The organism is Streptomyces europaeiscabiei, assembly GCF_001550375.1.
Taxonomy (GTDB): Bacteria; Actinomycetota; Actinomycetes; order Streptomycetales; family Streptomycetaceae; genus Streptomyces; species Streptomyces europaeiscabiei.
Map to the genome: position 1 here is coordinate 1 of NZ_LRTR01000525.1, position 22,991 is coordinate 22,991.

The following is a 22,991-nucleotide window of genomic DNA, read 5'->3' on the forward strand; positions in this document are numbered from 1 at the left end:
GCGGGGCTGGTGGCGGCGGCGCTGGCCGCCGCGGCCGCGCTCGGGGTGGATCCGTCGGCCCTGGACACAGCCGCCGATGCCCGGACGCCGTCCGTAGCCCTGCGGATCGCTTCGCGGAAGCTGGGGCGGCAGCTGATGCGGGCGGCGCGGGCGACCTGGCCGTCGGAGGAACTGGAGGCGCTGGCGCGGGAGTTCCCCAAGGGGGCGCATCAGCCGGTCATGTTGGGGCTGACGGCGAGGGCGGCCGGGCTGGGGCCGGACGATGCGGCGTACTGCTCCGCGTACGAGAGCGTGAGTGGGGCGGCCGGTGCGACGGTGCGGTTGTTGAGTCTTGATCCGTTCGACGCGACCGGGGTGCTCGCGCGGTTGGCTCCCGAGATGGATGTGGTGGTGGGAGCGGCTGTCGATGCGGCTCGGGGGGTGGGTGTTGCCGGGGTGGGGAGCCTGCCTGCGGCTTCCGCGCCCCTGTTGGAGATCAGTGCGGAGGTGCATGCGGCGTGGCCTGTGCGGTTGTTCGCGTCCTGAGTTCTCACGCCCCCGCCGCCCCTACCCGTCCCATCCTTCAAGGGCTGCGCCCTTCGACCCCCGGCCGCGGGTCCGGTGGGGCTTCTCGCGCGGTTCCCCGCGCCCCTGAGAAGCAGGGGCCGCGCCCCGTGCTTTTCGGCCCGAAGGGGCCGTAGGCCCCAAAGGGGTGCGGGGAACCGCGCGGCCGGCCTCCACCCACCCGCAGCCGCCGCACAACCGTCCCACCCGACCTCTCGCGCGATCCACAGCAGAAGAAGGAGCGCAGCCATGCATCTCGACCACTCCCACTCCCACGACGGCCCCTCAGCCGTCGGTGCCGACGCGCATCGCCCCGACGGGACTCGTCGGGCCCTGCGTATCGGGCTCGGCGGGCCCGTGGGGTCCGGTAAGACGGCCACGGTCGCCGCCCTCTGTCAGGCCCTGCGGGACGAGTTGTCGCTCGCGGTCGTGACGAACGACATCTACACGCGCGAGGACGCCGAGTTCCTGCTCCGCGAAGCCGTGCTGCCCCCCGAGCGGATCACGGCGGTGGAGACGGGGGCGTGCCCGCACACCGCGATCAGGGACGACATCTCCGCGAACCTCGAAGCGGTGGAGGATCTGGAGGACGAGGTCGGCCCGCTCGATCTCATCCTCGTCGAGTCCGGGGGCGACAACCTCACCGCCACCTTCTCCAGGGGCCTCGTCGACGCGCAGATCTTCGTGATCGACGTGGCCGGCGGGGACGACATCCCGCGAAAGGGCGGGCCCGGCGTCACCACCGCCGACCTGCTCGTCGTCAACAAGACCGACCTCGCGCCGTACGTCGGGTCCGACCTCGGCCGGATGGCCGCGGACGCGAAGGCGCAGCGGGCGGAGCTGCCGGTGGTGTTCCAGTCGCTGCGGAGCGAGGCCGGGGTCGGCGACGTCGCCGCGTGGGTGCGGGAGAAGTTCGCGGCGTGGACGGCATGACGACGGCCGGAGATGTGGCGACAGCCGGGGACGTGACGGCGAACGGAGACGTGACGACGGCCGGGGCCATCGGGGACATGACGACGGCCGGGGACGTGACGGCGAACGGAAACGTGACAGCGAACGGAGACATGACGACGGCCAGGGCGGTGACGGCGAACGGGGACATGGGGACCGCCGGCGTCAAGGCCACCGCACGGATCGCGGCCCGCGCCGACGGACGCGGCGGTACGGCTCTGCCCGTACTGGAGAGCCATGGACCGCTGGCGTTGCGTCGCACGCGGGGGAGCGGCGACGAGGCGAGGGTCATGCTGGTGGGGGCCATGAGCGGGCCGCTCGGCGGGGATCGGTTCGCCGTCGAGGCGGAGGTCGGCGAGGGGGCCCGGCTGCGTGTCGGGTCGGTCGCCGCGACGATCGCGTTGCCGGGGCAGGCCAAGGGGGAGGCACATTACGGCGTGCGGGTCGATGTCGCTGCCGGAGGCGAACTGCGCTGGCTGCCCGAGCAGTTGATCTCCGCGAGGGGCAGCGATCTGCGGGTGTGGACGCGAGTGGAACTCGCCGTCGGGGCGCGGCTGGTGTTCCGGGAGGAGCAGGTGCTCGGGCGGGTCGGGGAGGAGTCCGGGCGGCTCACCAGCCGGCTCAGTGTGTGGTGGGGCGGACGGCCGTTGCTCGATCAGCAGGTGGGGTGCGGGCCGGGGGCTCCCGGTGGCTGGGACGGGCCCGCCGTGCTGGGCGGGTTCCGGGCCCTGGGACAACTCGTCGTCGTGCGGCCGGAGTTCGCCGAGCGGGTGCCCGAGCCGAGAGTGTGGGGGGAGACCGCCGCGCTCACTCCGCTCGCCGGACCCGCCGTACTCGTCAGCGCCCTCGCGCCCGACGCGCTGCGGCTGCGGCGCGTGCTCGACGAAGCCCTTGCCGAGCTGGACGGTTGAAGAGCCCCTGAGTCGGAGATCCGCTGAACGGGACTTTCCGCACCGGTTATCGGATTAGTAAAGAACTGCTCGCTCCTCTGTTCTCAGACACCTCACAGGCACGAGGATCCCCGTGACCATTCGAATCTTCGAAACTATGTACGGGGAGTTCCCTCTTGAGAGGTATGAGGCCGACCAGAAGGGCGGCAGCGTTCGGCTCCGCCGGACTGCTCGTCACGGCGACCCTGATAGCGGGTGCCGTCGCCGCCCCCGTGGCAAGTGCCGCGGACAGCGCGCGTGCGGAGAACCGCGAGGCCAAGGGCGTCGCCGTCGCCGCAGCGAAGGCGGCGAAAAAGGGCGTCAACTGGCAGGACTGTCCCGAGAGCTGGGGCCTGGAGAAGCCGATCAAGTGCGGCTGGGTCACCGTGCCCCTGGACTACGCCAAGCCGAACGGCAAGCAGATCGAGCTCGCCGTGGACCGTATGGGCAGCACCGGTACGAAGGAGGAGCGTCAGGGCGCGCTCGTCTACAACCCGGGCGGTCCGGGCGGCTCGGGACTGCGCTTCCCGCGCCGGGTCACGACCAAGGCCCCGCTGTGGGTCAACACGTCCAAGGCGTACGACTTCGTGGGCTTCGACCCGCGGGGTGTCGGCAAGTCGGCGCCCATCTCCTGCGTCGACCCGCAGGAGTTCGTGAAGGCGCCCAAGATGGACCCGGTCCCGGACTCCGAGGCCGACAAGCAGAAGCAGCGCAAGCTGGCGGCCGAGTACGCGGCGGGCTGCAAGAAGCGCAGCGGCGAGATGCTGCCGCACATGACGACGCCGAACACCGCGCGTGACCTGGACGTCATCCGGGCTGCCCTGGGGGAGAAGAAGCTCAACTTCCTCGGCGTCTCCTACGGCACGTACATCGGCGCCGTCTACGGCACCCTCTTCCCGAACCACGTGCGCCGCATGGTCGTCGACAGCGTGGTGGACCCCTCCCGGGAGAAGATCTGGTACCAGGCCAACCTGGACCAGGACGTCGCGTTCGAGGGCCGCTGGCAGGACTGGACGAAGTGGGTCGCGCAGAACGACGCGACCTACCACCTCGGGAACACCCAGGCCAAGGTGCAGGCGAAGTGGCTGGAGCTGCGCGCCACCGCGAAGAAGAAGCCCCTCGGCGGGCTCGTCGGCCCGGCCGAGCTGATCTCCTTCTTCCAGAGCGCCCCTTACTACGACTCCTCGTGGGCTCCCACCGCCCGGGTGTGGAGCAAGTACGCCGCCGGTGACACCCAGGCGCTGGTCGACGCGGCCGCCCCGGACCTCACCGACACCGCGGGCAACGCCGCCTCGGAGAACGGCAACGCCGTCTACACGGCGGTCGAGTGCACCGACGCCAAGTGGCCCACCAGCTGGAAGAAGTGGGACCGCGACAACACGAAGCTGCACAAGAACCACCCGTTCATGACCTGGGCCAACGCCTGGATGAACCTGCCGTGCGCCACCTGGCAGTCCAAGCAGTACACCCCGGTGACCGTGAAGACGAAGGAGGGCCTGCCGCCCGTCCTGATCGTCCAGGCCGAGCGTGACGCGGCCACGCCGTACACGGGTGCCGTCGAACTGCACAAGCGGTTCAAGGGCTCCCGTCTGATCACGGAGAAGAACGCCGGCTCCCACGGAGTCACCGGCCTGGTCAACTCCTGTGTCAACGAGCGCGTGGACACCTACCTGCTCACCGGCGCGGTGGGCGAGGCCGACGTGACGTGCGACCCGCACGCCACCCCGGCTCCGTAGGTCCGGCCGTAGGTCCATGAGAGACGGAAGGGGGCGACCGGAAAGCCCGGTCGCCCCCTTCCGCATGTACGCACGCGGTCACGCCGGGCGCCCCGTCGGCCACGCGTCCTCCGCCACGTGGTCGAAGAGGTCCCCGTAGAACTCGGCCATCCTGGGACACGCCTCCCGCGGGTACCGTCCGCCCGGGGCGGCTCCTCGGCTCGGCTCGGCGATGTCGTGGACTTCCGCCGGGTGGGAGCGGCTCCCGCCGCCGTACGCGAGGACCTGCCAGGGCTCGCTCAACTCAGTGGCATGCGCGGGAACTTGCGCTCCTTCGTCGCCGCGGCCTCCTCCGCCTTCACCACGGCCGCGTACTGGTCGACGTACTCCTGCTCGGAGAGCGAGAGGATCGCGTACATGATCTCGTCGGTGATCGCGCGCAGGACGGCCTTCTCGCTCTCCATGCCCTCGTAGCGGGAGAAGTCGAGGGGCTTGCCGAAGCGGATCACGACGGGGTGGATGTTGGGGATGACCTTGCCCGGGGGCTGCGCCTCGAAGGTGCCGATCATGGCGCAGGGGACGACGGGCACACGGGCCCTGAGCGCCATGACCGCCACACCGACCTTGCCCTTGTAGAGGCGGCCGTCGTGCGAGCGGGTGCCCTCCGGGTAGATGCCGAGGAGTTCGTCCTTGCTCAGCACGCCGAGCCCCTCGCGGATGGCGGCCTGGCCCGCCTCCTTGCCGGAGCGGTCGACCGGGATCTGTCCGGCGCTGTGGAAGAAGAACGCCGTCAGCCGGCCCTTGAGGCCCGGACCGGTGAAGTATTCGGCCTTCGCCAGGAACGTGATGCGGCGTTTGAGGATCGCGGGCATCAGGAAGTGGTCCGAGAAGGACAGGTGATTGCCCGCGACGATGGCCGCGCCCGACGGCGGTACGTGTTCGAGGCCTTCGATGCGAGGCCGGAAGACCAGTCTCAGCAGCGGACCCAGAAACACGTATTTGAGCAGGTAGTAGAACACGGCGTCTCCCTCGCGCTACCGGTTCGGCTCTATGGACGTGTTCCGCCAGGTCACAGCAGACACGCGCGCACGCGATCGTCTTGCGGGTGTGGCCGCCTGCGGCCGGGTCTGATCGGACTCACGCTGACTCCTTGCTGACTTTGCCGACGCTGCGTCAGGCGCATGAGCGCTGGTGAGCCTCGTCCTGCGTGTCGACGATTGATCGTAGCCCTCCGCGCCATGTCACCGGGAGCACCCCGACCCCTCGCAATCGCCTTGCGCGGTCTTCCGGCCGAACCGTGTGGCAGCAGGCGTCGGGTGTTCCGGGTGGCGCCCACCATCAGAAGCCCGACGGCGAACGAGATGCCCGCACTCCCGGCGGCCCCGGTCGGCACCTCCTCGGCGCAGGTGCCCCACGGAGCCTTCACCCTGCGGCTGGGGTAGGTGAATTCGACCCCGCCGCCGTGGACGATCGGAGGCGATCCCCGTGACGGTCAGGGCCACCGTCTCGCGCCCGCACCGGCGTCCGCGTGCAGCCGGGCCGCCCACGGCAGGTCCGCGGTCATCGACCGATCGACGTCGACGATCTCCTGCCCGTACGAGGTCCGGTAGCCGGTCGGGTACGGGCGAAGCGCGTGCTCGATCACGTGGGAACGGCCGTACCGCCCGGCCCCAGCCGCCGCTGCGCCTCCCGGGCGCTCGCGGCCATACGGTCCGCCTCGGCCGCCGGCCTCTCCCGGCCCGAGTCGGTGAGGGCGAAGGTACGACGTGCCCGGCCGCCCACCACTTCCCCGGCCGCGATCCCGATCAGCCCTTCCTCCAGCAGCCTGTCCAGCGCCCCGTACGTGCCCCCGTACGCGGCACCACCCGGCCGCCCGTGATGGCCTTGACCTCCTGGGCGACGGCACAGCCGTGCCGCGGCGCGTTCGCCGGGGCGGTCAACAGCAGCAAGGTCGGCTCCTGCATACCTCGCTCACTCATGCCGACAGAGCATTCCGTCCGGCGATCACTCATGCCGACAGAGCATTCCGTCCGGCGGACCATCCGCCTGATCCACATGCCGTCACCCGCGTGCTGGCTTAGCGTCGGCATATGGGCGTCAGGCGTTGCGCCGCATGACCGGGTCCGGAGAGGAGCCGGGTGTGGTCGATCCGCTGGGTGAGACCCTCGCGGCGGCGGTGCGCCGCACCGGCGCCAGGTCCGGGGGTGTCTACCTGCTGGACCCGGCGGAAGCGGTGCTGGGTCTGGTCGCGCTGTGCGGTGTACCGGTCGATGCCTTCGCACCGTGGTGGCGGGCCCCCTACTCCGTCCATGGTCCGAGCCAGGACGCGATACGCAACGACCGGCTCGTCTGGGTGAGTTCCCTGGACGAGCTGGCCCGCTGCTACCCACGCGTCGCGGCGAGCATCCCCTACCAGGTCGCGTTCGCGGTCGTCCCGCTCAGAGCGGTCCGGCACTGCCGGGGTGCGCTGCTGCTGATGTGGTCACCCGGCCGTTCCCCCTGTCTCAGCCGCCGTGAGCGCGGGCGCATCGTCTCCAGCGCCCGCCGCATCGCCCGCGTGCTGGACGCGGCCACCCTCCCGCCGGTCATTCCGGACCGGCCACGTTTCGTCCGTCCCCACCACGCCGAGCCGAGACCGCAGTCCGGGCTCGCGGCGGCCGAACTGGTGGAGCGCCTGCCCCTCGGCACGCTCGCCCTCGACCTGGGCGGGTGCGTCACCTATGTGAACGCCGCGGCCGCCGGCCTGCTGGGCAGACCGGCGGAGCAGCTGCTGGGAACGCAGCCGTGGCAGTCACTGACCTGGCTCGACAACATCGCGTACATGGACGCGTACCGCACCGCCATGAGCAGCCGCGAGCCGCTCGCCCTGACCGTCCTGCGCCCGCCGGACCAGTGGCTCGACCTCCGCCTCCACGCGGACGACAGCGGCACCAGCGTCCTCATCGCCCCCGCCCCCTCCTCCAAGCCGCTCGGCGCGCAGCCGGCCTTCACCGGCGCTCCGTCACACAGCCGCATCCACCTGCTGATGGCTCTGGCAGCCGCACTGACCGAAACCCTCGGCGTCCAGGACGTCGTCGACCTGGTCGCCGAGCGGATTCTGCCCGCCTTCGGCGCCCACGGCATGATCATGTCCACCGCCGACGCCGGCCGCATCCAGATCATCGGGCACCGCGGCTACGACCCCGCCGTCATCGAGCGGTTCGACGGCCTGCCCACGGACGCCGACCTGACCCCCGCCGGCCGTGCCCTGACCACGGGCGCCTCCTCGTTCTTCGCCGACCGCGGCGAACTGTCCCGTCTCTACCCGAGGGCCCCGCAGATCACCGACAAGCACGCGTGGGCCTTCCTGCCGCTGCTCAGCTCCGGACACCCCATCGGCTGTCTCCTCCTCGCCTACAACGACCCTCATCCCTTCACCGCCGCCGAGCGCTCGATCCTCACGCCCCTCGCCGGGCTCATCGCCCAGGCCCTGGACCGCGCACGCCTCTACGACGCCCAGCACAACCTCGCCCACGCCCTCCAACAGACCCTGCTGCCCCACGCCCTGCCCGCCGTGACCGGACTCGACGTCGCCGCCCGCTACCTTCCCGCCAGCCACGGCATGGACATCGGCGGCGACTTCTACGACCTCTTCCGCCTCACCGACACGACCGCCGCGGCGGTCATCGGCGACGTCCAGGGCCACGACATGACGGCGGCCGCCCTCATGGGCCAGGTCCGCATGGCCGTCCACTCCCACGCCACGGCCGGAGCCGCTCCCGACCAGGTCCTCGCCCGTACCGACCGCGACCTCGCCGACCTGAACGCCAGCCGTTTCGTCTCCTGCCTCTACGCCCACCTCGACCTCGCCCGCCACCAGGTCACGCTCGCCAGCGCCGGACATCCACCCCCGCTGGTGCGACACCCCGGCAACCGCACCCACCCCGTCGACATCCGTCCCGGCCCTCCTCTCGGCATCGGTGTCGGAACCCCCTCGTACCCGCTCACCACGCTGTCCCTGGCCCCGGAAACGCTCCTGGCCCTCTACACCGACGGCCTCGTGGAGAACCCCGGCACCGACATCGCACAGAACATCACCGGCCTCGCCCACCATCTCGGCGAGGCCGGTGACCTCCCTCTGCACCAACTCGTGGACAGCCTCGTGCGCCACACCCGCCGCACCGGCCTGCACACCGACGACATCGCCCTGCTCCTGCTGCGGCCCACCGCACCGCTGAGCCATGAGCCGACCGGGTCCGGTGCCCCGGCACCTCACATCTGGAGCTCGGGCCAGACGTAGTACGAGTCGAACGGGCCACCGCTGATGTGGACGAGCCTGACGAAACTCGTCGCCGACAGTTCACCCCGGGAGAGACGGTCGGCGTTTCTGGTGTCGAGGCAGATGCCGTTGACCTTGTAGTCGGGCTCCAGCAGCTCTCTGAAGAACCGCTCGGGGTCGGGGCTCATCGCCTCCCAGTCCCCTTCGTCGAGTTCGATCTCGAAGACTTCGAGAGTCTGCGGCTCACCGTCGTTCTTGCGGACCGTCGCCATGATGGGGTGTCCTCCCGGAAGTGAATGGGCCTCCTCCCAGCTTGTACACCCGGGCCTCGTCGGCAAGTCGACCGAGAGTTCCTCGGGCCGCGCGGCCCTCGCACCCCGCGGAGCCGGCTATCAGGAACCCTCCTTCAGGACCTCCCCCAACGTTTCCAGCGCCGACCGGAGCTCCGTTCCCGTGATCGTCAGGGGCGGTGCCAGGCGGATGGTCGAGCCGTGGGTGTCCTTGACCAGGATTCCCGCCGCCATGAGGCGGTGGCTGATCTCACGGCCCGTGCCGAGCGCGGGGTCGATGTCGACGCCCGCCCACAGCCCGCGTGCCCGGAAGCCCACCACGCCCCGGCCGACCAGTTCAGTGAGCCCCTCCCGCAGGACCCCGCCCAGTTCGGCGGCCCTGTGCTGGAACTCCCCGGTGCGCAGCAGCTCGACCACCGCCGAGCCGACCGCCGCCGCGAGGGGGTTGCCGCCGAAGGTCGAGCCGTGCTCGCCCGGACGCAGGACCGACAGCACCTCGCGTCGGGCCACCACCGCCGACACCGGCACGATGCCGCCACCGAGCGCCTTGCCGAGCAGCACGGCGTCGGGCAGGACGTCCTCGTGCTCGACGGCGAGCGTGCGGCCGGTACGGCCGAGGCCCGACTGGATCTCGTCCGCGATGAACAGGCAACCCGTGCGGCGGGTCAGCTCGCGGACCCCGCGCAGATAGCCGTCGTCCGGGATGAGAACGCCCGCCTCGCCCTGGATGGGCTCGATCAGCACCGCGGCCGTCGTCTCGTCGATCGCCGCCTCCAGCGCGGCGAGGTCGTTGTACGGGACCACACGGAAGCCGGGCGTGAAGGGGCCGAAGCCGTCGCGGGCCACCGGGTCCGTGGAGAAGCTGACGATCGTCGTCGTACGGCCGTGGAAGTTGTCGGCGGCGACGACGATGGTGGCCCGGTCGGCGGGGACGCCCTTCACCTCGTACGCCCATTTGCGGGCCACCTTGATCGCGCTCTCCACGGCCTCGGCGCCCGTGTTCATCGGCAGCACCATGTCCAGGCCGGTCAGCGCGGCCAGCGACTCGGCGAACTCGGCGAGCCGGTCGTTGTGGAAGGCCCGCGAGGTGAGGGTGAGCGTGTCGAGCTGGCGGTGCGCGGCCTCGATCAGCGCCGGGTGGCGGTGGCCGAAGTTGAGGGCGGAGTAGCCGGCCAGCATGTCCAGATAGCGGCGGCCCTCGACGTCCTCGACCCAGGTGCCCTCGGCACGGGCGACGACCACGGGCAGCGGGTGGTAGTTGTGCGCGAGGACGGGCTCCTCGGCGCGGATGAGGTCGGCCGACGAACGCGTGGGGGCGGGAGCGGTCATGAGCGGACCTCCAGGGTCACGGGGCGGATCGCCTGCACCGGGCGGCGGGTCTCCTGAGTCACGGGCGGATCTCCTGAGTGACGCACTTGATGCCGCCGCCGGCCTTCTGGAACTCCGACAGGTCGACGGGGACGGGAACGTAGCCCTGCCGGGTGAGCTGGTCGGCGAGTTCCTTGGCGCGGGGCGAGATGAACACATGGCGGCCGTCGGACACCGAGTTGAGGCCGAAGGCCATGGCGTCCTCGCGCGTCGCGATCACCGCGTCCGGGTAGAGCCGGGCGAGGACCGCGCGGCTGCCGGGCGAGAACGCCTCCGGGTAGTACGCGATGTTGCCCGCGGAGCCGTCGCCGCCGTCGTCGAGGACGAACAGGGCGGTGTCCAGATGGTAGAAGCGCGGGTCCACCAGCTGGAGGCTGATCACGGGGACGCCGAAGAACTCCTGCGCCTGTCGATGGGCCTCACGGGTGGTGCGAAAGCCGGTCCCGGCGAGGAGATAGCGGCCGGTCGGCACCAGGTCGCCCTCTCCCTCGCACACCGACTCGGACCGCAGCACGTCGTACCCGGCGCTCTTGAACCAGGCGTCGTACGCGGTGGACTCGGGGCGCCGCTCGGGCGCGTGGAACAGCGAGCCGAGGACACGGCCGCCGAGGACGAGCGCGCAGTTGGCCGCGAACACCATGTCGGGCAGCGCCGCCACCGGCTCCACGGTGTCCACGGTGTGGCCGAGGGTCCGGTAGGCGTGGATCAGTTCCTGCCACTGATCCCGGGCGAGGTCGACGTCCACGGGGGTGTCCGGATGCATCCAGGGATTGATCGAGTACTGCACGGCGAAGTGTCTGGGTTCACAGACGAGAAAGCGCCGAAGGCGCGGCACACGGCTGTCGGGCACAGAGGGTTTCTCCGCTTCCTGCGGTGTCGGCTGGGATATCACCAAGGTAGGAATCGGGACCGGCGCACGACAAGGAACAAACGTTGCGTGTTCGCGCAGTAATGCTGCGTATTGATCGAGCTCAACGCATGTTCGCTGCGTCCTGGGTCGCTCCGGCCTCCGGAGCCTCCGGCAGCAGGTGCGACAGCACCATGTAACTGATCGTCTTCCGGATGAACGGCTCGGTGCGGATCCGCTCCAGCACCTCCTCGAAGTGCTCCACGTCGATGGCCCGTACGTGCAGCAGCGCGTCCGCGCCACCGGTCACCGTCATCGCCGCGGTGATCTCCGGGTGGTTGCGCACGACCTCCGCGAGCCGCCGGGGCGGCGCCGCGCCCTCGCAGTACACCTCCACGTACGCCTCCGTGCGCCACCCGAGCGCCGCCGGCTGCACCGTCGCCGTGAACCCGGTGATCACCCCGGTCTCGCGCAGCCGGTCCACCCGCCGCTTCACCGCGGTGGCCGAAAGGCCGATGTCCGAGCCGATCTCGGCGAAGCTGGTCCTCGCGTTCGCCATCAACGCCGTGATGATCTTGCGGTCGAGCTCGTCGAACGCCGCGGACTTGCTGTTCATGCGGGCACTGTATCCAGCGAGGGGGCCCACGGCCCCCGGCGTGAAGCCCTCCGGCGCGCGCCCGTGTGCATGCGTACGAATTACTCCTACACTCCACGTTCATGCTGCGCGCGCTCGCCGTCGATGACGAGAAACCCTCCCTGGAGGAACTGCTGTACCTGCTGAACGCCGATCCACGGATCGGCAGCGCCGAGGGCGCGGGCGACGCCACCGAGGCACTGCGGAGGATCAACCGCGCCCTGGAGTGCGGACCCGACGGACCCGAGGCGATCGACGTCGTCTTCCTCGACATCCACATGGCCGGACTCGACGGCCTCGACCTCGCCCGCCTCCTCACCGGGTTCGCCCGGCCCCCGCTCGTCGTCTTCGTCACCGCGCACGAGGGCTTCGCCGTCCAGGCCTTCGACCTCAAGGCCGTCGACTACGTCCTCAAGCCCGTCCGCCGGGAACGCCTCGCCGAGGCGATACGCCGGGCCGCCCAGCTCCGCGACACGGCAACGGCCGTGGCCCCGCCGATCCCGGTCCACGAACCCGACCCCGACCAGATACCCGTCGAACTCGGCGGTGTCACCCGCTTCGTCGCCGTCGACGACATCACACACGTCGAGGCCCAGGGCGACTACGCCCGACTCCACACCCCCCAGGGCAGCCACCTCGTCCGCATTCCCCTGTCCACCCTCGAAGAGCGCTGGCGCGCACGCGGGTTCGTCCGCATCCACCGCCGCCATCTCGTCGCCCTGCGGCACGTCGGCGAACTCCGCCTGGACGCGGGCACCGTCAGCGTCCTCGTCGGCCCGGTGGAGCTCCAGGTCAGCCGCCGCCACGCACGCGAGCTGCGCGATCTGCTGATGCGCCGGACCACGGGCTGAGGAGCCGCCATGCCGAACGACCCCACCGAACGCCGCGTCGTCGTCACCGGAGTGCCCCGCCGCACCCGCCGCGGCACCGGCCACCACCGCCCCCGCACCGAGATCGACGAACAGACCACACTCGGCCACACCTACGTCAGCTCCCTCATGCGCAGCCAACTCCGCGCCGCCCTCTCCGTGTTCGCGGTCCTGGTCCTGCTGGTCGCCCCCCTGCCCCTGGTCTTCTCCGCGATGCAGGACGGCGCCGGCCTGGAGTGGGCCGTCCTCGGCTTCGGCATCTACCCGCCCCTGGTCCTGCTCGCTCACTGGCACGTACGCCGCGCCGAACGCAACGAGCAGGACCTCGTCCGGCTCGTCGAGGACCGCTGAGCGGCGCAAGCAGTGAACCCGTGAACGAGGAGACCGAGAGCAAGGCATGAACGAGAACTACGCCGTCCCCGCGGTCGCCCTCGTCGTCGTGGCGACCGTCTTCGTCGGCGCCTTCGGCCTGCGCATCTCCCGGACCACCTCCGACTTCTACGTCGCCTCCCGCACCGTCGGCCCCCGCCTCAACGCGGCCGCCATCAGCGGCGAATACCTCTCCGCCGCCTCCTTCCTCGGCATCGCCGGCCTCGTCCTCGTCCAGGGCCCCGACATGCTCTGGTACCCGGTCGGCTACACCGCCGGCTACCTCGTCCTGCTGCTGTTCGTCGCCGCCCCGCTGCGCCGCTCCGGCGCGTACACCCTGCCGGACTTCGCCGAGGCGAGGCTCGCCTCCAAGACCGTACGACGGCTCGCGGGGGCCTTCGTCGTCGGCGTCGGCTGGCTCTACCTGCTGCCCCAACTCCAGGGCGCCGGACTGACGTTGAACGTGCTCACCGACGCGCCCGAGTGGCTCGGCGGCGTCATCGTCGCCGTCGTCGTCTCCGCCACGGTCGCCGCCGGCGGCATGCGCAGCATCACCTTCGTCCAGGCCTTCCAGTACTGGCTCAAACTCACCGCCCTCCTCGTCCCCGCGCTCTTCCTCGTCCTCGCCTGGCAGGGCGACGGCGCCCCGCGCCACGCCTTCGACGAGCCCGCCGAGTTCCGTGAACAGCGTGTCGTCCGCATCGACGAGACCCTCGACCTGTTGCTCACGAGCCCGCTGACCGTCACCGCCTCCGGCACGATCGACGGCCGCCGCCACGACAACGAACGCGTCGACCTGCCCACCGGCACCCACCGCATCGACCGGGGCACCCGCCTGACCTTCACCAAGGGCGACACCGTCCCCGTCGCCGACCGCGGCACCAACGGCGGCATGTCCACCTCCCTCGCCGCGGGCCGCGAGGAACGCCCCCTGTACGCCACCTACGGGCTGATCCTCGCCACCTTCCTCGGCACCATGGGCCTGCCCCATGTCGTCGTCCGCTTCTACACCAGCCCGCACGGAGTCGCCGCCCGCCGCACCACGGTCGTCGTCCTCGGCATGATCGGCTTCTTCTACCTCCTGCCGCCGCTCTACGGGGCGCTCGGCAGGCTGTACGCCCCCGACCTCACCCTCACCGGCGACGCCGACGCGGCAGTCCTCCTCCTGCCGGACCGCATGATCGGCGGCCTCGGCGGCGACCTGCTCGGCGCGCTGGTCGCGGGTGGCGCCTTCGCCGCGTTCCTGTCCACCGCCTCGGGCCTGACCATGGCGGTCGCCGGGGTGCTCACCCAGGACGTCCTGCCCGCTCGCGGTGTACGGCACTTCCGGCTCGGCACGGTCCTCGCCATGGCCGTGCCGCTCGCGGCGAGCGGCCTGGTGGGCGGGCTGCCCGTCGCCGACGCGGTCGGCCTCGCCTTCGCCGTGTCCGCCTCCTCCTTCTGCCCGCTGCTCGTCCTCGGCATCTGGTGGCGGCGCCTCACCCCGCCGGGCGCCGCGGCGGGCATGCTCGTCGGCGGCGGCGCGGCCCTCCTCGCGGTCGCCGCGACCATGGCCGGATACCCCGGCACCGGCACCCTCCACGCCCTGTTGGCCTGGCCCGCACTCTGGTCCGTACCGCTCGGCTTCCTCACGATGGTCCTGGTGTCCCTGGCCACCCCCGGCAAGGTCCCGCCCGGGACATCGGCGATCCTGGCCCGCTTCCACCTCCCGGAGGAACTGGTCGGCGGTCGCACCCGCGCGGCGACCAAGGAGATCGAACTGTGGCGACGATGAGCACGAGGGACCGGCCGAACCGGGGCGGCGTGCGCACGAGGCCCCGGCGAAGCGGGGTGGCGCGAGGGCGGGCGGAAGGGAACCCACGAGCGGCGAGCGGTGTACCCATTGCAGGAGGTGAACGATGAGCGGTGAAGTGACCGGGTTCCTGGCGGGGTTCTGCGTGGCCGTGCTCCCGATGCTCGCGGCCGGGTTCTGGCTCGGCCGGAGTACGGCCAGGCGGCGCAACAGCCTCGGCGGACTCGGCACACCCGTCGAGCACGCCACCTTCCAGACCCTGCACACAGCCACCCTCGCCGCGCCCCCGCTGCGCGCCGGCCTCACCGAGGAGACGGCCCGAAGATCCGCCAAGCGGCTGCGCACCCTGCTCGGCACGGACGCGCTGTGCCTCACCGACCACGAGTCGGTCCTCGCCTGGGAGGGCGTGGCGGAGCACCACCGGGCCGAGATCATGGGACGGCTGGCGGGCCCCCTGGAGACCGGCCGCGGCGAGGCCTTCCGGCTGACCTGCGACATCATCGACTGCCCGGTGCGCTGGGCGGTCGTCGCCCCCCTCACGGTCGACGACCGCGTCCACGGGGCGCTCGTCGCCTGCGCACCCCGCGAGTCCGCCGTCCTGGTCCGAGCGGCCGGCGAGGTCGCCCGCTGGGTCTCCGTCCAACTCGAACTGGCCGACCTCGACCAGTCCCGCACCCGCCTGATAGAGGCCGAGATCAAGGCCCTGCGCGCCCAGATCTCCCCGCACTTCATCTTCAACTCGCTGGCGGTGATCGCCTCGTTCGTCCGCACCGACCCCGAGCGCGCCCGTGAACTCCTCCTGGAGTTCGCCGACTTCACCCGCTACTCGTTCCGCAGACACGGCGACTTCACCACCCTCGCCGACGAACTCCACGCCATCGACCACTACCTGGCGCTGGTCCGGGCCCGCTTCGGCGACCGGCTCTCGGTCACGCTCCAGATAGCCCCCGAGGTCCTGCCGGTCACCCTGCCCTTCCTCTGCCTCCAACCCCTCGTCGAGAACGCGGTGAAGCACGGCCTCGAAGGCAGGACCGACAAAAGCCACATCAGCATCACCGCGCAGGACGCGGGAGCCGAGGCGCTCGTCGTCATCGAGGACGACGGCGTCGGCATGGAACCCGAGGTGCTCCGCCGGATCCTCGCGGGCGAGACCAGCCCCTCGGGCGGCATCGGCCTCAGCAACGTCGACGAGCGGCTGCGCCAGGTGTACGGCGACGACCACGGCCTCGTCATCGAGACCGCGGTCGGCGCGGGCATGAAGATCACCACCCGGCTGCCCAAATACCAGCCGGGCGTACACCCGGACGGGGGAATCCCCAGCGCCTGAGGCTCACGGGGCGTGAGCCTCAGGTGCGCGACGCCACCATCCCCAGCGTCAGCAGGCCCAGGACGACCCATCCGAACCACAGCCAGCCATTGCTGCCGAGCGCCACCGAGTAGGCCGTCACCACGACCAGCCCACCGACGGTGAGCACCCCCATGGTCTTCGTCGAACCGGGCATCGCAACACCCTTCCTCAGGCTTCTTCTCCCTCCATGGTGCCCCCACTACCGGAAATGACAGTGCAGACGACGTAATGCGCGCCCTTTTTCCAGCCGTCCTCGCTGATCCAGAAACCGGAACCGGTGATACCGGGCTCGTGGCCGTACTGCTTCGGCGGCAGGTTGTTCCGGCAGCCGGCGAGCGCCTGGTCCTGTGCGCTCTCGTACGTGGTGCCGGGGCTCATCTCGTAGAAGCCGAGCACCTTCTGCCGGTGGCGTCCCTGGCAGGAGACCAGCCGGATCCTGTTGTCGGAGATCGGGTCGAGGCAGTCCTGCCTCTGCAGGGTGGCCACGTCGACGAGCACCGTCTCACCCACCGTCCGGTACTCGCCGATCGGCCCGTACACCGGCCTGCGCTCGCCCATCAGCAGACAGGCGACCCGATGCCCGGCGGCGTCGAAGCCGCCGTCGGTCGGGAGGACGGCGTGGGTTCGGACGTCCACGAGCTTCTCGCGGGCCTCCACCGTGAGCTGTTCGCACCGGGCGGCCCCGCCCGTCCTGGCGTCCTCGGCCGACGACGCCTCGTAGGAGGCCATCACCTGGCCGTCCATCGCGCGCCCCGTGCACTCGGGCACGATCCGAAGCCGGGCCGCGTCCGTGAACGGAGCGCCGGTCCAGGTGACGTCCACGCAGTCGCCGTCCCGCAACGGCTCCACCAGCCCCACGGTCTTCCCGTACGGCAGCTCCGCGCTCCGGGTGTCACCGCTGCCGCCCAGCCCGCCCGGCAGGTCCTTCATGTTCTCCAGGGCGTACCAGGTCCCACCGACCACCAGGGCCAGGCCGAGGGTGGTGGCCATGCCCGCGAGGAGGGCCCGGCCGCGGTGCCGACGGGGCCGCCCGCCGGTTCCGCCGCCGGAACCGGCGGTCTGCGGGGGAGCGCCGAAGCCCTGGCCGCCGTATGACGGGTGCTCCGTCGGGGACCAGACGTCCTGCTGCCCGCCCTGCCCGCCCGACGGCGCGTACCACGCTGTCTCGTGCGGGCCTGCGGGGACGACGGGGATCTCCGGCTCCGCCGTGTGCGTGGGCTCGCTCGCCCACTGCGGTTGCGAACCCAGGTCGGGCTCGGTGCGGGGGTGGGCCTGGGGTGTCACGATCGCGGAGAGCGCCGCCTCGGTCTCGGCGGCGGTGATCCGGCGCACCGGGTCCTTGGCGAGCATGGCGCCCAGCACCGGCTCCAGCGCACCCGCCCGCAGCATCGGACGCGGCTCGTCCAGGACGACCGCGGTCAGCGCCGCGATCTCCGAGTCGCGGTCGAAGGGCCCGTACCCCTCGACGGCGTGGTAGAGCGTGCAGCCCAGCGAGAACAGGTCGGACACGGCGGTCGGCGGCCCGCCCTGGGCCCGCTCGGGCGCGAGGTACCCGGCGGTCCCGACCAGGACGTGTGTCCGTGTGTGCCGGGTCTCCTGGGTGTCGGGCTGCACGGAGATGCCGTAGTCGGTGAGGAGGACGCGCGCGTACGGCGATCCGGTGCGGTCCGGGGCGAGCAGGATGTTGGCCGGCTTGACGTCCCGGTGCATGATTCCGCGCTCGTGCCCGGCGGTCAGCGCGTCCAGCACGGCGAGTCCGATCCGGGCGCACTCGGCGGGGGCGAGGGAGCCGCGCACGGCGACGAGGGCCTTCAGGTCGAGGGCGCCCGGCACGTACTCCATGACGATCCACGGCAGTTCGTCGTGCTCCAGCACGTCGTGCACGGTGACCACGTGCGGGTGGGCGCGCAGCCCGGCGGCGTGCCGGGCCTCGGCGCGGGCGCGGGCCACCCTGGCCGTGCGCTCCCGCTCGGCCTCGCCCGGACTGCGGAACACGATCTCCTTGAGCGCCACCTCGCAGTCCAGCTGACGGTCGTGCGCCAGCCAGACATGGCCCATGCCGCCGCTGCCCAGCCGGTTCAGCAGGTGATAGCGGTCGGCGATGACCCGGCCGACTCCCGACTGCGGTGCTCCTGACTGCATCGGACACTCCCCAGGGTTCAGATCCATACGGGCCGGGCCGGGTCCTCGACGGGGGCGCCCGAGCCGTCCGGAGCCCTCGAATCACTCGGATCACTAGGACCCCCCGGATCTCCCGGACCTCCTGGGGCGTCGGACGGCGGACCACTGGTCGGTTCTGGAGCACTCGTCGTCGGCCTGTCGGAGGGCGGGGCGCTGTCCTGCGGCGTGGTGGGCTCGGGCTCGGGAGTCGTCGGCGTCCTGCTCGCCCTGGACGGGCTGGGCGTCGTCGAGGGAACGGACGGGGCGGGCGTGGGCTCGGGGTCCGGCGAGGGCTTCTCGGAGGACTTCGTCGGCGACGGCGGCGACGTGCCGCCCGTCGGCGGAGGAGCGGTCGACTCCGTGGGCGACGATCCGCCGTCCGTCGGGGAGGAACCGGAGGAACCCCCACCCGACGATGTCGTGTTCCGGTCAGTCGGCGTCGAGTCGGTCCCGGACGGCGATCCGTCCGTCGGTGACCTGCCCGGATCCGACCCGCCCGGATCCGACCCGCCCGGATCCGACCCGCCCGGATCCGAGGGCCCCCTCGGCCCCTGACCCGTCCCCGTGGAACCCGATCCCGATCCCGAGCCCGACCCGGATCCCGACCCCGCCCCGGGCTCCGAGTCGTCGGTGCTCCCCTCGGAGGTCCTGCCCGGCCAGTCCACACGCAGCGCCACCGCGGCGCCGAACTCCAGCTCGGTGCCCGGCCGGGGGCTCGACCCGGTCACCGGCGCGTCCCCCGGCGGCAGTCCGTCCCCGGCGACCGTCACCGCCAGACCCTTGTCCGCCATGGCCGCGCTCGCCTCTTCGAAGGTCATCCCCCGCACCCTCGGCACGGCCTGCCGCGCCCGCGTGTCGAACGTCGTGTCGGACTCGCCGGTGGTGCCGACGTCCCGGCTGATGCCCTGGTCCGGGTCCTCGACGTCGACCAGCTTGATCTCCTTCAGCTGCTCGGGAGCGGGCTTGACGACGACCACGGCGGACCTGTCGTAGCCCTTCCACTCCTTGTTGCCGCCGGCGAACTCCACGTCGATGCGCTCGGGATTTTCTTCGAACGCCCGTAGCGGATTTCCGCAGCTGCACTTCACGGCGGGCAAACCCTGATCGTCGACCAATACCGCGATACCGGCTTCCAGTAGTGCGTCGAAGGGGACGGCTCTGTCCTTCTTGTAGTCGTGGTTCTTCACGAGGGTGTCGTGGCGCAGGAGAACGGGCGTGAGTTCATCGAGATAATGTCCGATGCCGTCGACATCGACGCCGACGATCCGCGCCCATTCCTGAGCCTTTTTCTTGTTGTCGGGAGCGGTGAGGAATTCCTCCAGCTTGCGCACGTCGCAGACCTTCGGCTTCTGCGTGCCCCCGTACAGGCCGGGGGTGTTGCCCTGCTGCAGGCCGCTGTGCGGCTCCAGGGGCGTGAGGTCGGGCTGGTCCCGGCTCAGTTGTTCGCCCTCGTCGAAGAAGGGCGCGAGGGATGCCACCCCCGCGGCCACCGCTTTCACCGCGAGCAGCGAAGGGGCCGAGTCACCGCAACCGCCGAGGACCACCGCGCCCACCAGTACGGCGGCGATCCTCCGGGCAGCCGATTTCCCCGCCTTTCGTAAACATGTTCGCAAGCATGCGTGAATTGTCATGACCGCTCCCCCCGGCGGTTTTCCCCCGTCACCCCGCAGAGCGGACGCGGGGCTCACGCATCATGCTACTGAAGGGCAAAGCCTTTCGGTCAAGAGAAAAAAAGAGGAGTGCGGTTGTGTGGCCGAACAGGAGAATCGGGGCCCGACACGGAAATGTGGCTCAGCGACCACGTGCGTCGAGTGAGGCGAGATAGGCGTTGTACGCCTCGAGTTCCTTGTCGCCGTCCCGGTCGGCCGCGCGGTCCGTGCGCCGGGCCTGCCGCTGCTCGGAGCCGTGCCACTGGAAGAGGAGCGCGAGCAGCACGAGCACCGAGGGGATCTCGCTGAACGCCCAGGCGATGCCGCCGGCCGCGTTCTGGTCGGCGAGCGCGTCGATGCCGAGGGAGGCGGGCGGGTTCTCGTACGTCTTCACCATCGGTGTGGACGCCATCATCAACGCGATGCCGAAGAAGGCGTGGAACGGCATGCCGGCGAACAGCTCCAGCATCCGCATCAGATAACCCGGCCGGTGCGGGCCCGGGTCCACGCCCATGATCGGCCAGAAGAAGAACAGGCCCACCAGGAGGAAGTGGGTCATCATCACGATGTGTCCGAGCGTCGACCCCATCAGGAAGTCGAACATCGGCGTGAAGTACAGCGCGTACAGGCTCGCGATGAACATCGGGATCGTGAACGCCGGGTGCGTGACGATCTTCATGTACCAGCTGTGCAGGAACATCAGCAGCAGCTCACGCGGCCCCTTGTGGCCCTTCCCCGCCACCGGCAGCGCCCGCAACGCCAGCGTGACCGGTGCCCCGAGCAGCAGCATGATCGGCGCCAGCATGCTGATCACCATGTGCTGGACCATGTGCACGCTGAACATGACCATGCCGTAGTCGTTCAGCCCGGTACACGTCACCAGCATCACGAACAGCACACCCACGACGAACGCGACCGTCCGCCCGGCGGGCCACTTGTCCCCCCGCCGCACCAGCCGCACGACGCCCCAGCCGTACAGGGCCAGCCCCACCAGGCAGGCGACGAGGAAGAACGGGTCGGCCGACCACGCGAGTCCCCGCCCCAGGGTGAAGGGCAGAAGACCCGTGCCGTGCCCGCTGTGATCCATCCGCCGGCTCCTGTTTCGTGGGGGTTGAGAGCTGTCTGTCCGGCCCCAAGACTAGAACCGCCCCCGGCCGCGTTCGCGACCGGGGGCGGGACAGTCGACCCAGGAGCGCGGGGAACTGCGCGACCAGCCGCAGACCACCCGCACCCGCCACCCGCCGGACGGCTAGAGCACGCACTCCGCCTCGGCGTACCGCTCCTCGGGAACGGTCTTCAACGTCTCGACGGCCTCAGCGAGCGGCACCATCACGATGTCCGTCCCCCGAAGCGCCGTCATGTTCCCGAACTCCCCCCGGTGCACGGCCTCCACCGCGTGCCACCCGAACCGAGTGGCCAGCACCCGGTCGTACGCGGTCGGCGTACCGCCCCGCTGCACATGCCCGAGGATCACCGGCCGCGCCTCCTTGCCGAGACGCTGCTCAAGCTCGATCGAGAGCTGCCGCGCGATCCCGGCGAAGCGCTCGTGCCCGTAGATGTCCTTGCCGCCCTCGTCGAACTCCATGGACCCGGCCCTCGGCTTGGCCCCCTCCGCCGCGACGACGATCGCGAACCGCTTGCCCGCCGAGAACCGAGCGGCGACCTTCGTGGCCAACTCCTCGATGTCGAAGGGCCGTTCCGGTACGACGATGGCGTGCGCGCCGGCCGCCATACCGGAGTGGAGCGCGATCCAGCCGGTGTGGCGGCCCATGACCTCCACGACCAGCACCCGCTGGTGGGACTCGGCGGTGGTCTTCAGCCGGTCCAGCGCCTCCGTGGCGACCCCCACGGCCGTGTCGAAGCCGAACGTGACGTCCGTGACCGCGATGTCGTTGTCGATGGTCTTCGGCACACCCACGACCGGCAGACCGTTGTCCGACATCAGCCGGGCCGCCTTGAGGGTGCCCTCACCGCCGATGGGGATGATCGCGTCGAGGCCGAGTTCCTCGAGGTGGCCCTTCGCCCGCTCCACACCGTCCCGCAGATGCGAGGGCTGGACCCGGGAGGAGCCGAGGATCGTGCCGCCACGGGCCAGGATGCCGGCCACGGCGTCCAGGTCGAGCTTGAGGTAGTCGCAGTCCAGAAGACCTTTCCAACCGTCCCGGAAGCCGATGACCTCGTCGCCGTGGTCGACGACGGCGCGGTGCACGACGGACCTGATGACGGCGTTCAGCCCGGGACAGTCGCCGCCGGACGTGAGGACACCAATACGCATAGCCCGAATACCTTCTCGACGTGGGCCGGGTACCGGACCTCGCTGTCCGGCTGGAATCCCCGCCACCCTACCGGCGGCAGGGGGCGGGGCCGTAGCGGGCGTCCGCCTGCTGGACGCCCCCGCACAGGTGAGCGCAGCCCTGGTCAGACGGGCTTTCACAGATGAGCGGGGGTGGTGTCGGACGGGCTTTCGTACGGGCACTGAGGAACCGTTTCTCAGGCGCCTCCGGTTCCTGGGCCGGACGTCCTACGCGGGCTGCTGGGCCGAGGAGATGCGTTCGTCGCGCAGTGCCTCGAACCAGCGGTCGTCGGTCGGCGGCAGCGCGTTCACGTCCAGAGCCAGCTTCAGCAGCAGGTCCGCGATCTGCGGGTTCCGTGCCAGCACCGGCCCGTGCATGTACGTGCCGAACACGGTGTCGTTGTACGCGCCCTCCGTGCCGTCGCCCGTGCCGTTGCCCTTGCCGAGCCGCACCTGTGCGAGCGCGCGGGCGGTGGGGCCGAGGTGGGTGACGCCCTGGTGGTTCTCGAACCCGGTCAGCTGGGGCAGCCCGAGACGCGGGTCGATGTCCCCGAGGACATCGCCGACGCACCGCTCGCCCTCGCCGCGGGTCGTGGTCACGTCGAGCAGGCCGAGGCCCGGCTCGCGCTGGCCGAGGTCGTTGACGAACTCGTGGCCGAGGATCTGGTAGCCGGCGCAGACCGCGAAGACGATCGCGCCGTTGTTCACCGCCTGGTACAGATGCCGGTCCCGGCGCAGCCGCTCGGCGGCGAGCCGCTGCGGACGGTCCTCGCCGCCGCCGATCAGGTAGATGTCGCCGGAGGTGGGGATCGGCTGGTCGCTGCGCACGTCCAGCCGGGCCACGTCCAGGCCGCGCTGCCGCGCCCGGCGCTCGACGACGAGGACGTTGCCCTGGTCGCCGTAGGTGCTGAGCAGGTCCGGGTAGACCCAGACGATCCGCAGGCTGTTGTCACTCATGAGTCAGTGCCCCTCAGAG

The 22,991-nt window shown here is 71.0% G+C and carries 22 protein-coding genes and 1 pseudogene; 9 read left to right on the forward strand and 14 right to left on the reverse strand.

What is annotated here, in order from left to right; translation table 11 throughout:
* From AWZ10_RS25860 to AWZ10_RS25875, 4 genes are all read left to right on the forward strand, one after another.
* Window positions 1-525, forward strand: a 525-nt coding sequence (locus AWZ10_RS25860; protein WP_060892122.1) for an urease accessory protein UreF, incomplete at its 5' end; no start/stop codon positions are given.
* A gap of 267 nt (window positions 526-792) precedes the next feature.
* Window positions 793-1,476 carry an urease accessory protein UreG gene (gene ureG / locus AWZ10_RS25865; RefSeq protein ID WP_046708577.1) on the forward strand — a complete coding sequence of 228 codons (684 nt, stop codon included), beginning with the start codon at window positions 793-795 and terminating at the stop codon, window positions 1,474-1,476.
* A 167-nt stretch (window positions 1,477-1,643) separates the two neighbouring features.
* The gene (locus AWZ10_RS25870; RefSeq protein WP_173531662.1) at window positions 1,644-2,405 is read left to right on the forward strand and encodes an urease accessory protein UreD; all 762 of its coding nucleotides are present in this window, start codon (window positions 1,644-1,646) and stop codon (window positions 2,403-2,405) included.
* 164 nt (window positions 2,406-2,569) lie between these two features.
* A complete protein-coding gene (locus tag AWZ10_RS25875; protein WP_046708578.1) occupies window positions 2,570-4,159 on the forward strand; it encodes an alpha/beta hydrolase in 1,590 nt (529 codons plus the stop codon).
* Between the two features lie 78 nt (window positions 4,160-4,237).
* Here AWZ10_RS25875 and AWZ10_RS25880 read toward each other — a convergent pair whose 3' ends face one another.
* From AWZ10_RS25880 to AWZ10_RS25890, 4 genes and pseudogenes are all read right to left on the reverse strand, one after another.
* Window positions 4,238-4,441 (reverse strand): hypothetical protein, encoded by a 204-nt coding sequence (locus tag AWZ10_RS25880; RefSeq protein WP_046708579.1) that lies wholly within the window; start codon window positions 4,439-4,441, stop codon window positions 4,238-4,240.
* Window positions 4,438-5,157 (reverse strand): lysophospholipid acyltransferase family protein, encoded by a 720-nt coding sequence (locus AWZ10_RS25885; protein ID WP_046708580.1) that lies wholly within the window; start codon window positions 5,155-5,157, stop codon window positions 4,438-4,440. Before AWZ10_RS25885 ends, AWZ10_RS25880 begins: the two co-directional genes overlap by 4 nt.
* Window positions 5,158-5,630: 473 nt before the next feature.
* Window positions 5,631-5,783: a hypothetical protein gene (locus tag AWZ10_RS51585; protein WP_159015162.1), complete on the reverse strand. Its 153-nt coding sequence runs from the start codon at window positions 5,781-5,783 to the stop codon at window positions 5,631-5,633.
* Window positions 5,780-6,117: pseudogene (locus AWZ10_RS25890) on the reverse strand (PadR family transcriptional regulator). Before AWZ10_RS25890 ends, AWZ10_RS51585 begins: the two are co-directional and overlap by 4 nt.
* Before the next feature lie 134 nt (window positions 6,118-6,251).
* Between AWZ10_RS25890 and AWZ10_RS25895 the strand changes: the two are divergent.
* Entirely contained in the window at window positions 6,252-8,417 is a 2,166-nt protein-coding gene (locus AWZ10_RS25895; RefSeq protein WP_079104439.1) for a SpoIIE family protein phosphatase, read from the forward strand.
* Here the strand turns inward: AWZ10_RS25895 and AWZ10_RS25900 are convergent.
* The 4 genes from AWZ10_RS25900 to AWZ10_RS25915 all read right to left on the reverse strand — a co-directional run bounded on the left by AWZ10_RS25900 (window position 8,390) and on the right by AWZ10_RS25915 (window position 11,517).
* The gene (locus tag AWZ10_RS25900) at window positions 8,390-8,668 is read right to left on the reverse strand and encodes a hypothetical protein (protein WP_046708581.1); all 279 of its coding nucleotides are present in this window, start codon (window positions 8,666-8,668) and stop codon (window positions 8,390-8,392) included. The genes AWZ10_RS25895 and AWZ10_RS25900 overlap by 28 nt on opposite strands.
* A gap of 120 nt (window positions 8,669-8,788) precedes the next feature.
* Window positions 8,789-10,015, reverse strand: a complete 1,227-nt coding sequence (rocD, locus tag AWZ10_RS25905; RefSeq protein ID WP_046708582.1) for an ornithine--oxo-acid transaminase — start codon at window positions 10,013-10,015, stop codon at window positions 8,789-8,791.
* 58 nt (window positions 10,016-10,073) lie between these two features.
* Window positions 10,074-10,904 (reverse strand): dimethylargininase, encoded by an 831-nt coding sequence (ddaH, locus tag AWZ10_RS25910; RefSeq protein ID WP_037704938.1) that lies wholly within the window; start codon window positions 10,902-10,904, stop codon window positions 10,074-10,076.
* A gap of 121 nt (window positions 10,905-11,025) precedes the next feature.
* Window positions 11,026-11,517, reverse strand: a complete 492-nt coding sequence (locus AWZ10_RS25915) for an Lrp/AsnC family transcriptional regulator (RefSeq protein WP_037704939.1) — start codon at window positions 11,515-11,517, stop codon at window positions 11,026-11,028.
* A gap of 101 nt (window positions 11,518-11,618) precedes the next feature.
* On the opposite strand from AWZ10_RS25915, the gene AWZ10_RS25920 reads away from it, so the two are divergent.
* The 4 genes from AWZ10_RS25920 to AWZ10_RS25935 all read left to right on the forward strand — a co-directional run bounded on the left by AWZ10_RS25920 (window position 11,619) and on the right by AWZ10_RS25935 (window position 15,892).
* Complete coding sequence (locus AWZ10_RS25920; RefSeq protein ID WP_046708584.1) at window positions 11,619-12,386, forward strand: LytR/AlgR family response regulator transcription factor; 768 nt, start codon at window positions 11,619-11,621, stop codon at window positions 12,384-12,386.
* Window positions 12,387-12,395: 9 nt separating this feature from the next.
* Window positions 12,396-12,755 carry a hypothetical protein gene (locus tag AWZ10_RS25925; protein WP_046708585.1) on the forward strand — a complete coding sequence of 120 codons (360 nt, stop codon included), beginning with the start codon at window positions 12,396-12,398 and terminating at the stop codon, window positions 12,753-12,755.
* Between the two features lie 46 nt (window positions 12,756-12,801).
* Complete coding sequence (locus tag AWZ10_RS25930; RefSeq protein ID WP_046708586.1) at window positions 12,802-14,547, forward strand: sodium/solute symporter; 1,746 nt, start codon at window positions 12,802-12,804, stop codon at window positions 14,545-14,547.
* Window positions 14,548-14,683: 136 nt separating this feature from the next.
* Window positions 14,684-15,892 carry a sensor histidine kinase gene (locus AWZ10_RS25935; RefSeq protein ID WP_046708590.1) on the forward strand — a complete coding sequence of 403 codons (1,209 nt, stop codon included), beginning with the start codon at window positions 14,684-14,686 and terminating at the stop codon, window positions 15,890-15,892.
* A 19-nt stretch (window positions 15,893-15,911) separates the two neighbouring features.
* Here the strand turns inward: AWZ10_RS25935 and AWZ10_RS50450 are convergent, their stop codons facing one another.
* The 6 genes from AWZ10_RS50450 to AWZ10_RS25970 form a co-directional block, all read right to left on the reverse strand.
* Window positions 15,912-16,067 (reverse strand): hypothetical protein, encoded by a 156-nt coding sequence (locus tag AWZ10_RS50450; protein WP_037704943.1) that lies wholly within the window; start codon window positions 16,065-16,067, stop codon window positions 15,912-15,914.
* 14 nt (window positions 16,068-16,081) lie between these two features.
* Window positions 16,082-18,055: a serine/threonine-protein kinase gene (locus tag AWZ10_RS25940; RefSeq protein WP_060892123.1), complete on the reverse strand. Its 1,974-nt coding sequence runs from the start codon at window positions 18,053-18,055 to the stop codon at window positions 16,082-16,084.
* Between the two features lie 17 nt (window positions 18,056-18,072).
* Window positions 18,073-19,626, reverse strand: a complete 1,554-nt coding sequence (locus AWZ10_RS48105) for a PASTA domain-containing protein (protein WP_244172544.1) — start codon at window positions 19,624-19,626, stop codon at window positions 18,073-18,075.
* A gap of 238 nt (window positions 19,627-19,864) precedes the next feature.
* Entirely contained in the window at window positions 19,865-20,809 is a 945-nt protein-coding gene (locus AWZ10_RS25960) for a cytochrome c oxidase assembly protein (protein WP_046708898.1), read from the reverse strand.
* Window positions 20,810-20,971: 162 nt separating this feature from the next.
* A complete protein-coding gene (locus AWZ10_RS25965) occupies window positions 20,972-21,997 on the reverse strand; it encodes a 6-phosphofructokinase (protein ID WP_060892127.1) in 1,026 nt (341 codons plus the stop codon).
* Between the two features lie 246 nt (window positions 21,998-22,243).
* Window positions 22,244-22,972, reverse strand: a complete 729-nt coding sequence (locus tag AWZ10_RS25970) for a type 1 glutamine amidotransferase (RefSeq protein WP_046708900.1) — start codon at window positions 22,970-22,972, stop codon at window positions 22,244-22,246.
* Window positions 22,973-22,991 lie beyond the last annotated feature (19 nt).

Coding starts and splice junctions, on each gene's coding strand:
- ureG (WP_046708577.1), top strand. CDS start 793: ATGCATCTCGACCACTCCCACTCCCACGACGGCCCCTCAGCCGTCGGT.
- AWZ10_RS25870 (WP_173531662.1), top strand. CDS start 1,644: ATGGGGACCGCCGGCGTCAAGGCCACCGCACGGATCGCGGCCCGCGCC.
- AWZ10_RS25875 (WP_046708578.1), top strand. CDS start 2,570: ATGAGGCCGACCAGAAGGGCGGCAGCGTTCGGCTCCGCCGGACTGCTC.
- AWZ10_RS25895 (WP_079104439.1), top strand. CDS start 6,252: ATGACCGGGTCCGGAGAGGAGCCGGGTGTGGTCGATCCGCTGGGTGAG.
- AWZ10_RS25900 (WP_046708581.1), bottom strand. CDS start 8,668: ATGGCGACGGTCCGCAAGAACGACGGTGAGCCGCAGACTCTCGAAGTC.
- rocD (WP_046708582.1), bottom strand. CDS start 10,015: ATGACCGCTCCCGCCCCCACGCGTTCGTCGGCCGACCTCATCCGCGCC.
- AWZ10_RS25915 (WP_037704939.1), bottom strand. CDS start 11,517: ATGAACAGCAAGTCCGCGGCGTTCGACGAGCTCGACCGCAAGATCATC.
- AWZ10_RS25920 (WP_046708584.1), top strand. CDS start 11,619: ATGCTGCGCGCGCTCGCCGTCGATGACGAGAAACCCTCCCTGGAGGAA.
- AWZ10_RS25925 (WP_046708585.1), top strand. CDS start 12,396: ATGCCGAACGACCCCACCGAACGCCGCGTCGTCGTCACCGGAGTGCCC.
- AWZ10_RS25930 (WP_046708586.1), top strand. CDS start 12,802: ATGAACGAGAACTACGCCGTCCCCGCGGTCGCCCTCGTCGTCGTGGCG.
- AWZ10_RS50450 (WP_037704943.1), bottom strand. CDS start 16,067: ATGCCCGGTTCGACGAAGACCATGGGGGTGCTCACCGTCGGTGGGCTG.
- AWZ10_RS25940 (WP_060892123.1), bottom strand. CDS start 18,055: ATGCAGTCAGGAGCACCGCAGTCGGGAGTCGGCCGGGTCATCGCCGAC.
- AWZ10_RS25960 (WP_046708898.1), bottom strand. CDS start 20,809: ATGGATCACAGCGGGCACGGCACGGGTCTTCTGCCCTTCACCCTGGGG.
- AWZ10_RS25965 (WP_060892127.1), bottom strand. CDS start 21,997: ATGCGTATTGGTGTCCTCACGTCCGGCGGCGACTGTCCCGGGCTGAAC.
- AWZ10_RS25970 (WP_046708900.1), bottom strand. CDS start 22,972: ATGAGTGACAACAGCCTGCGGATCGTCTGGGTCTACCCGGACCTGCTC.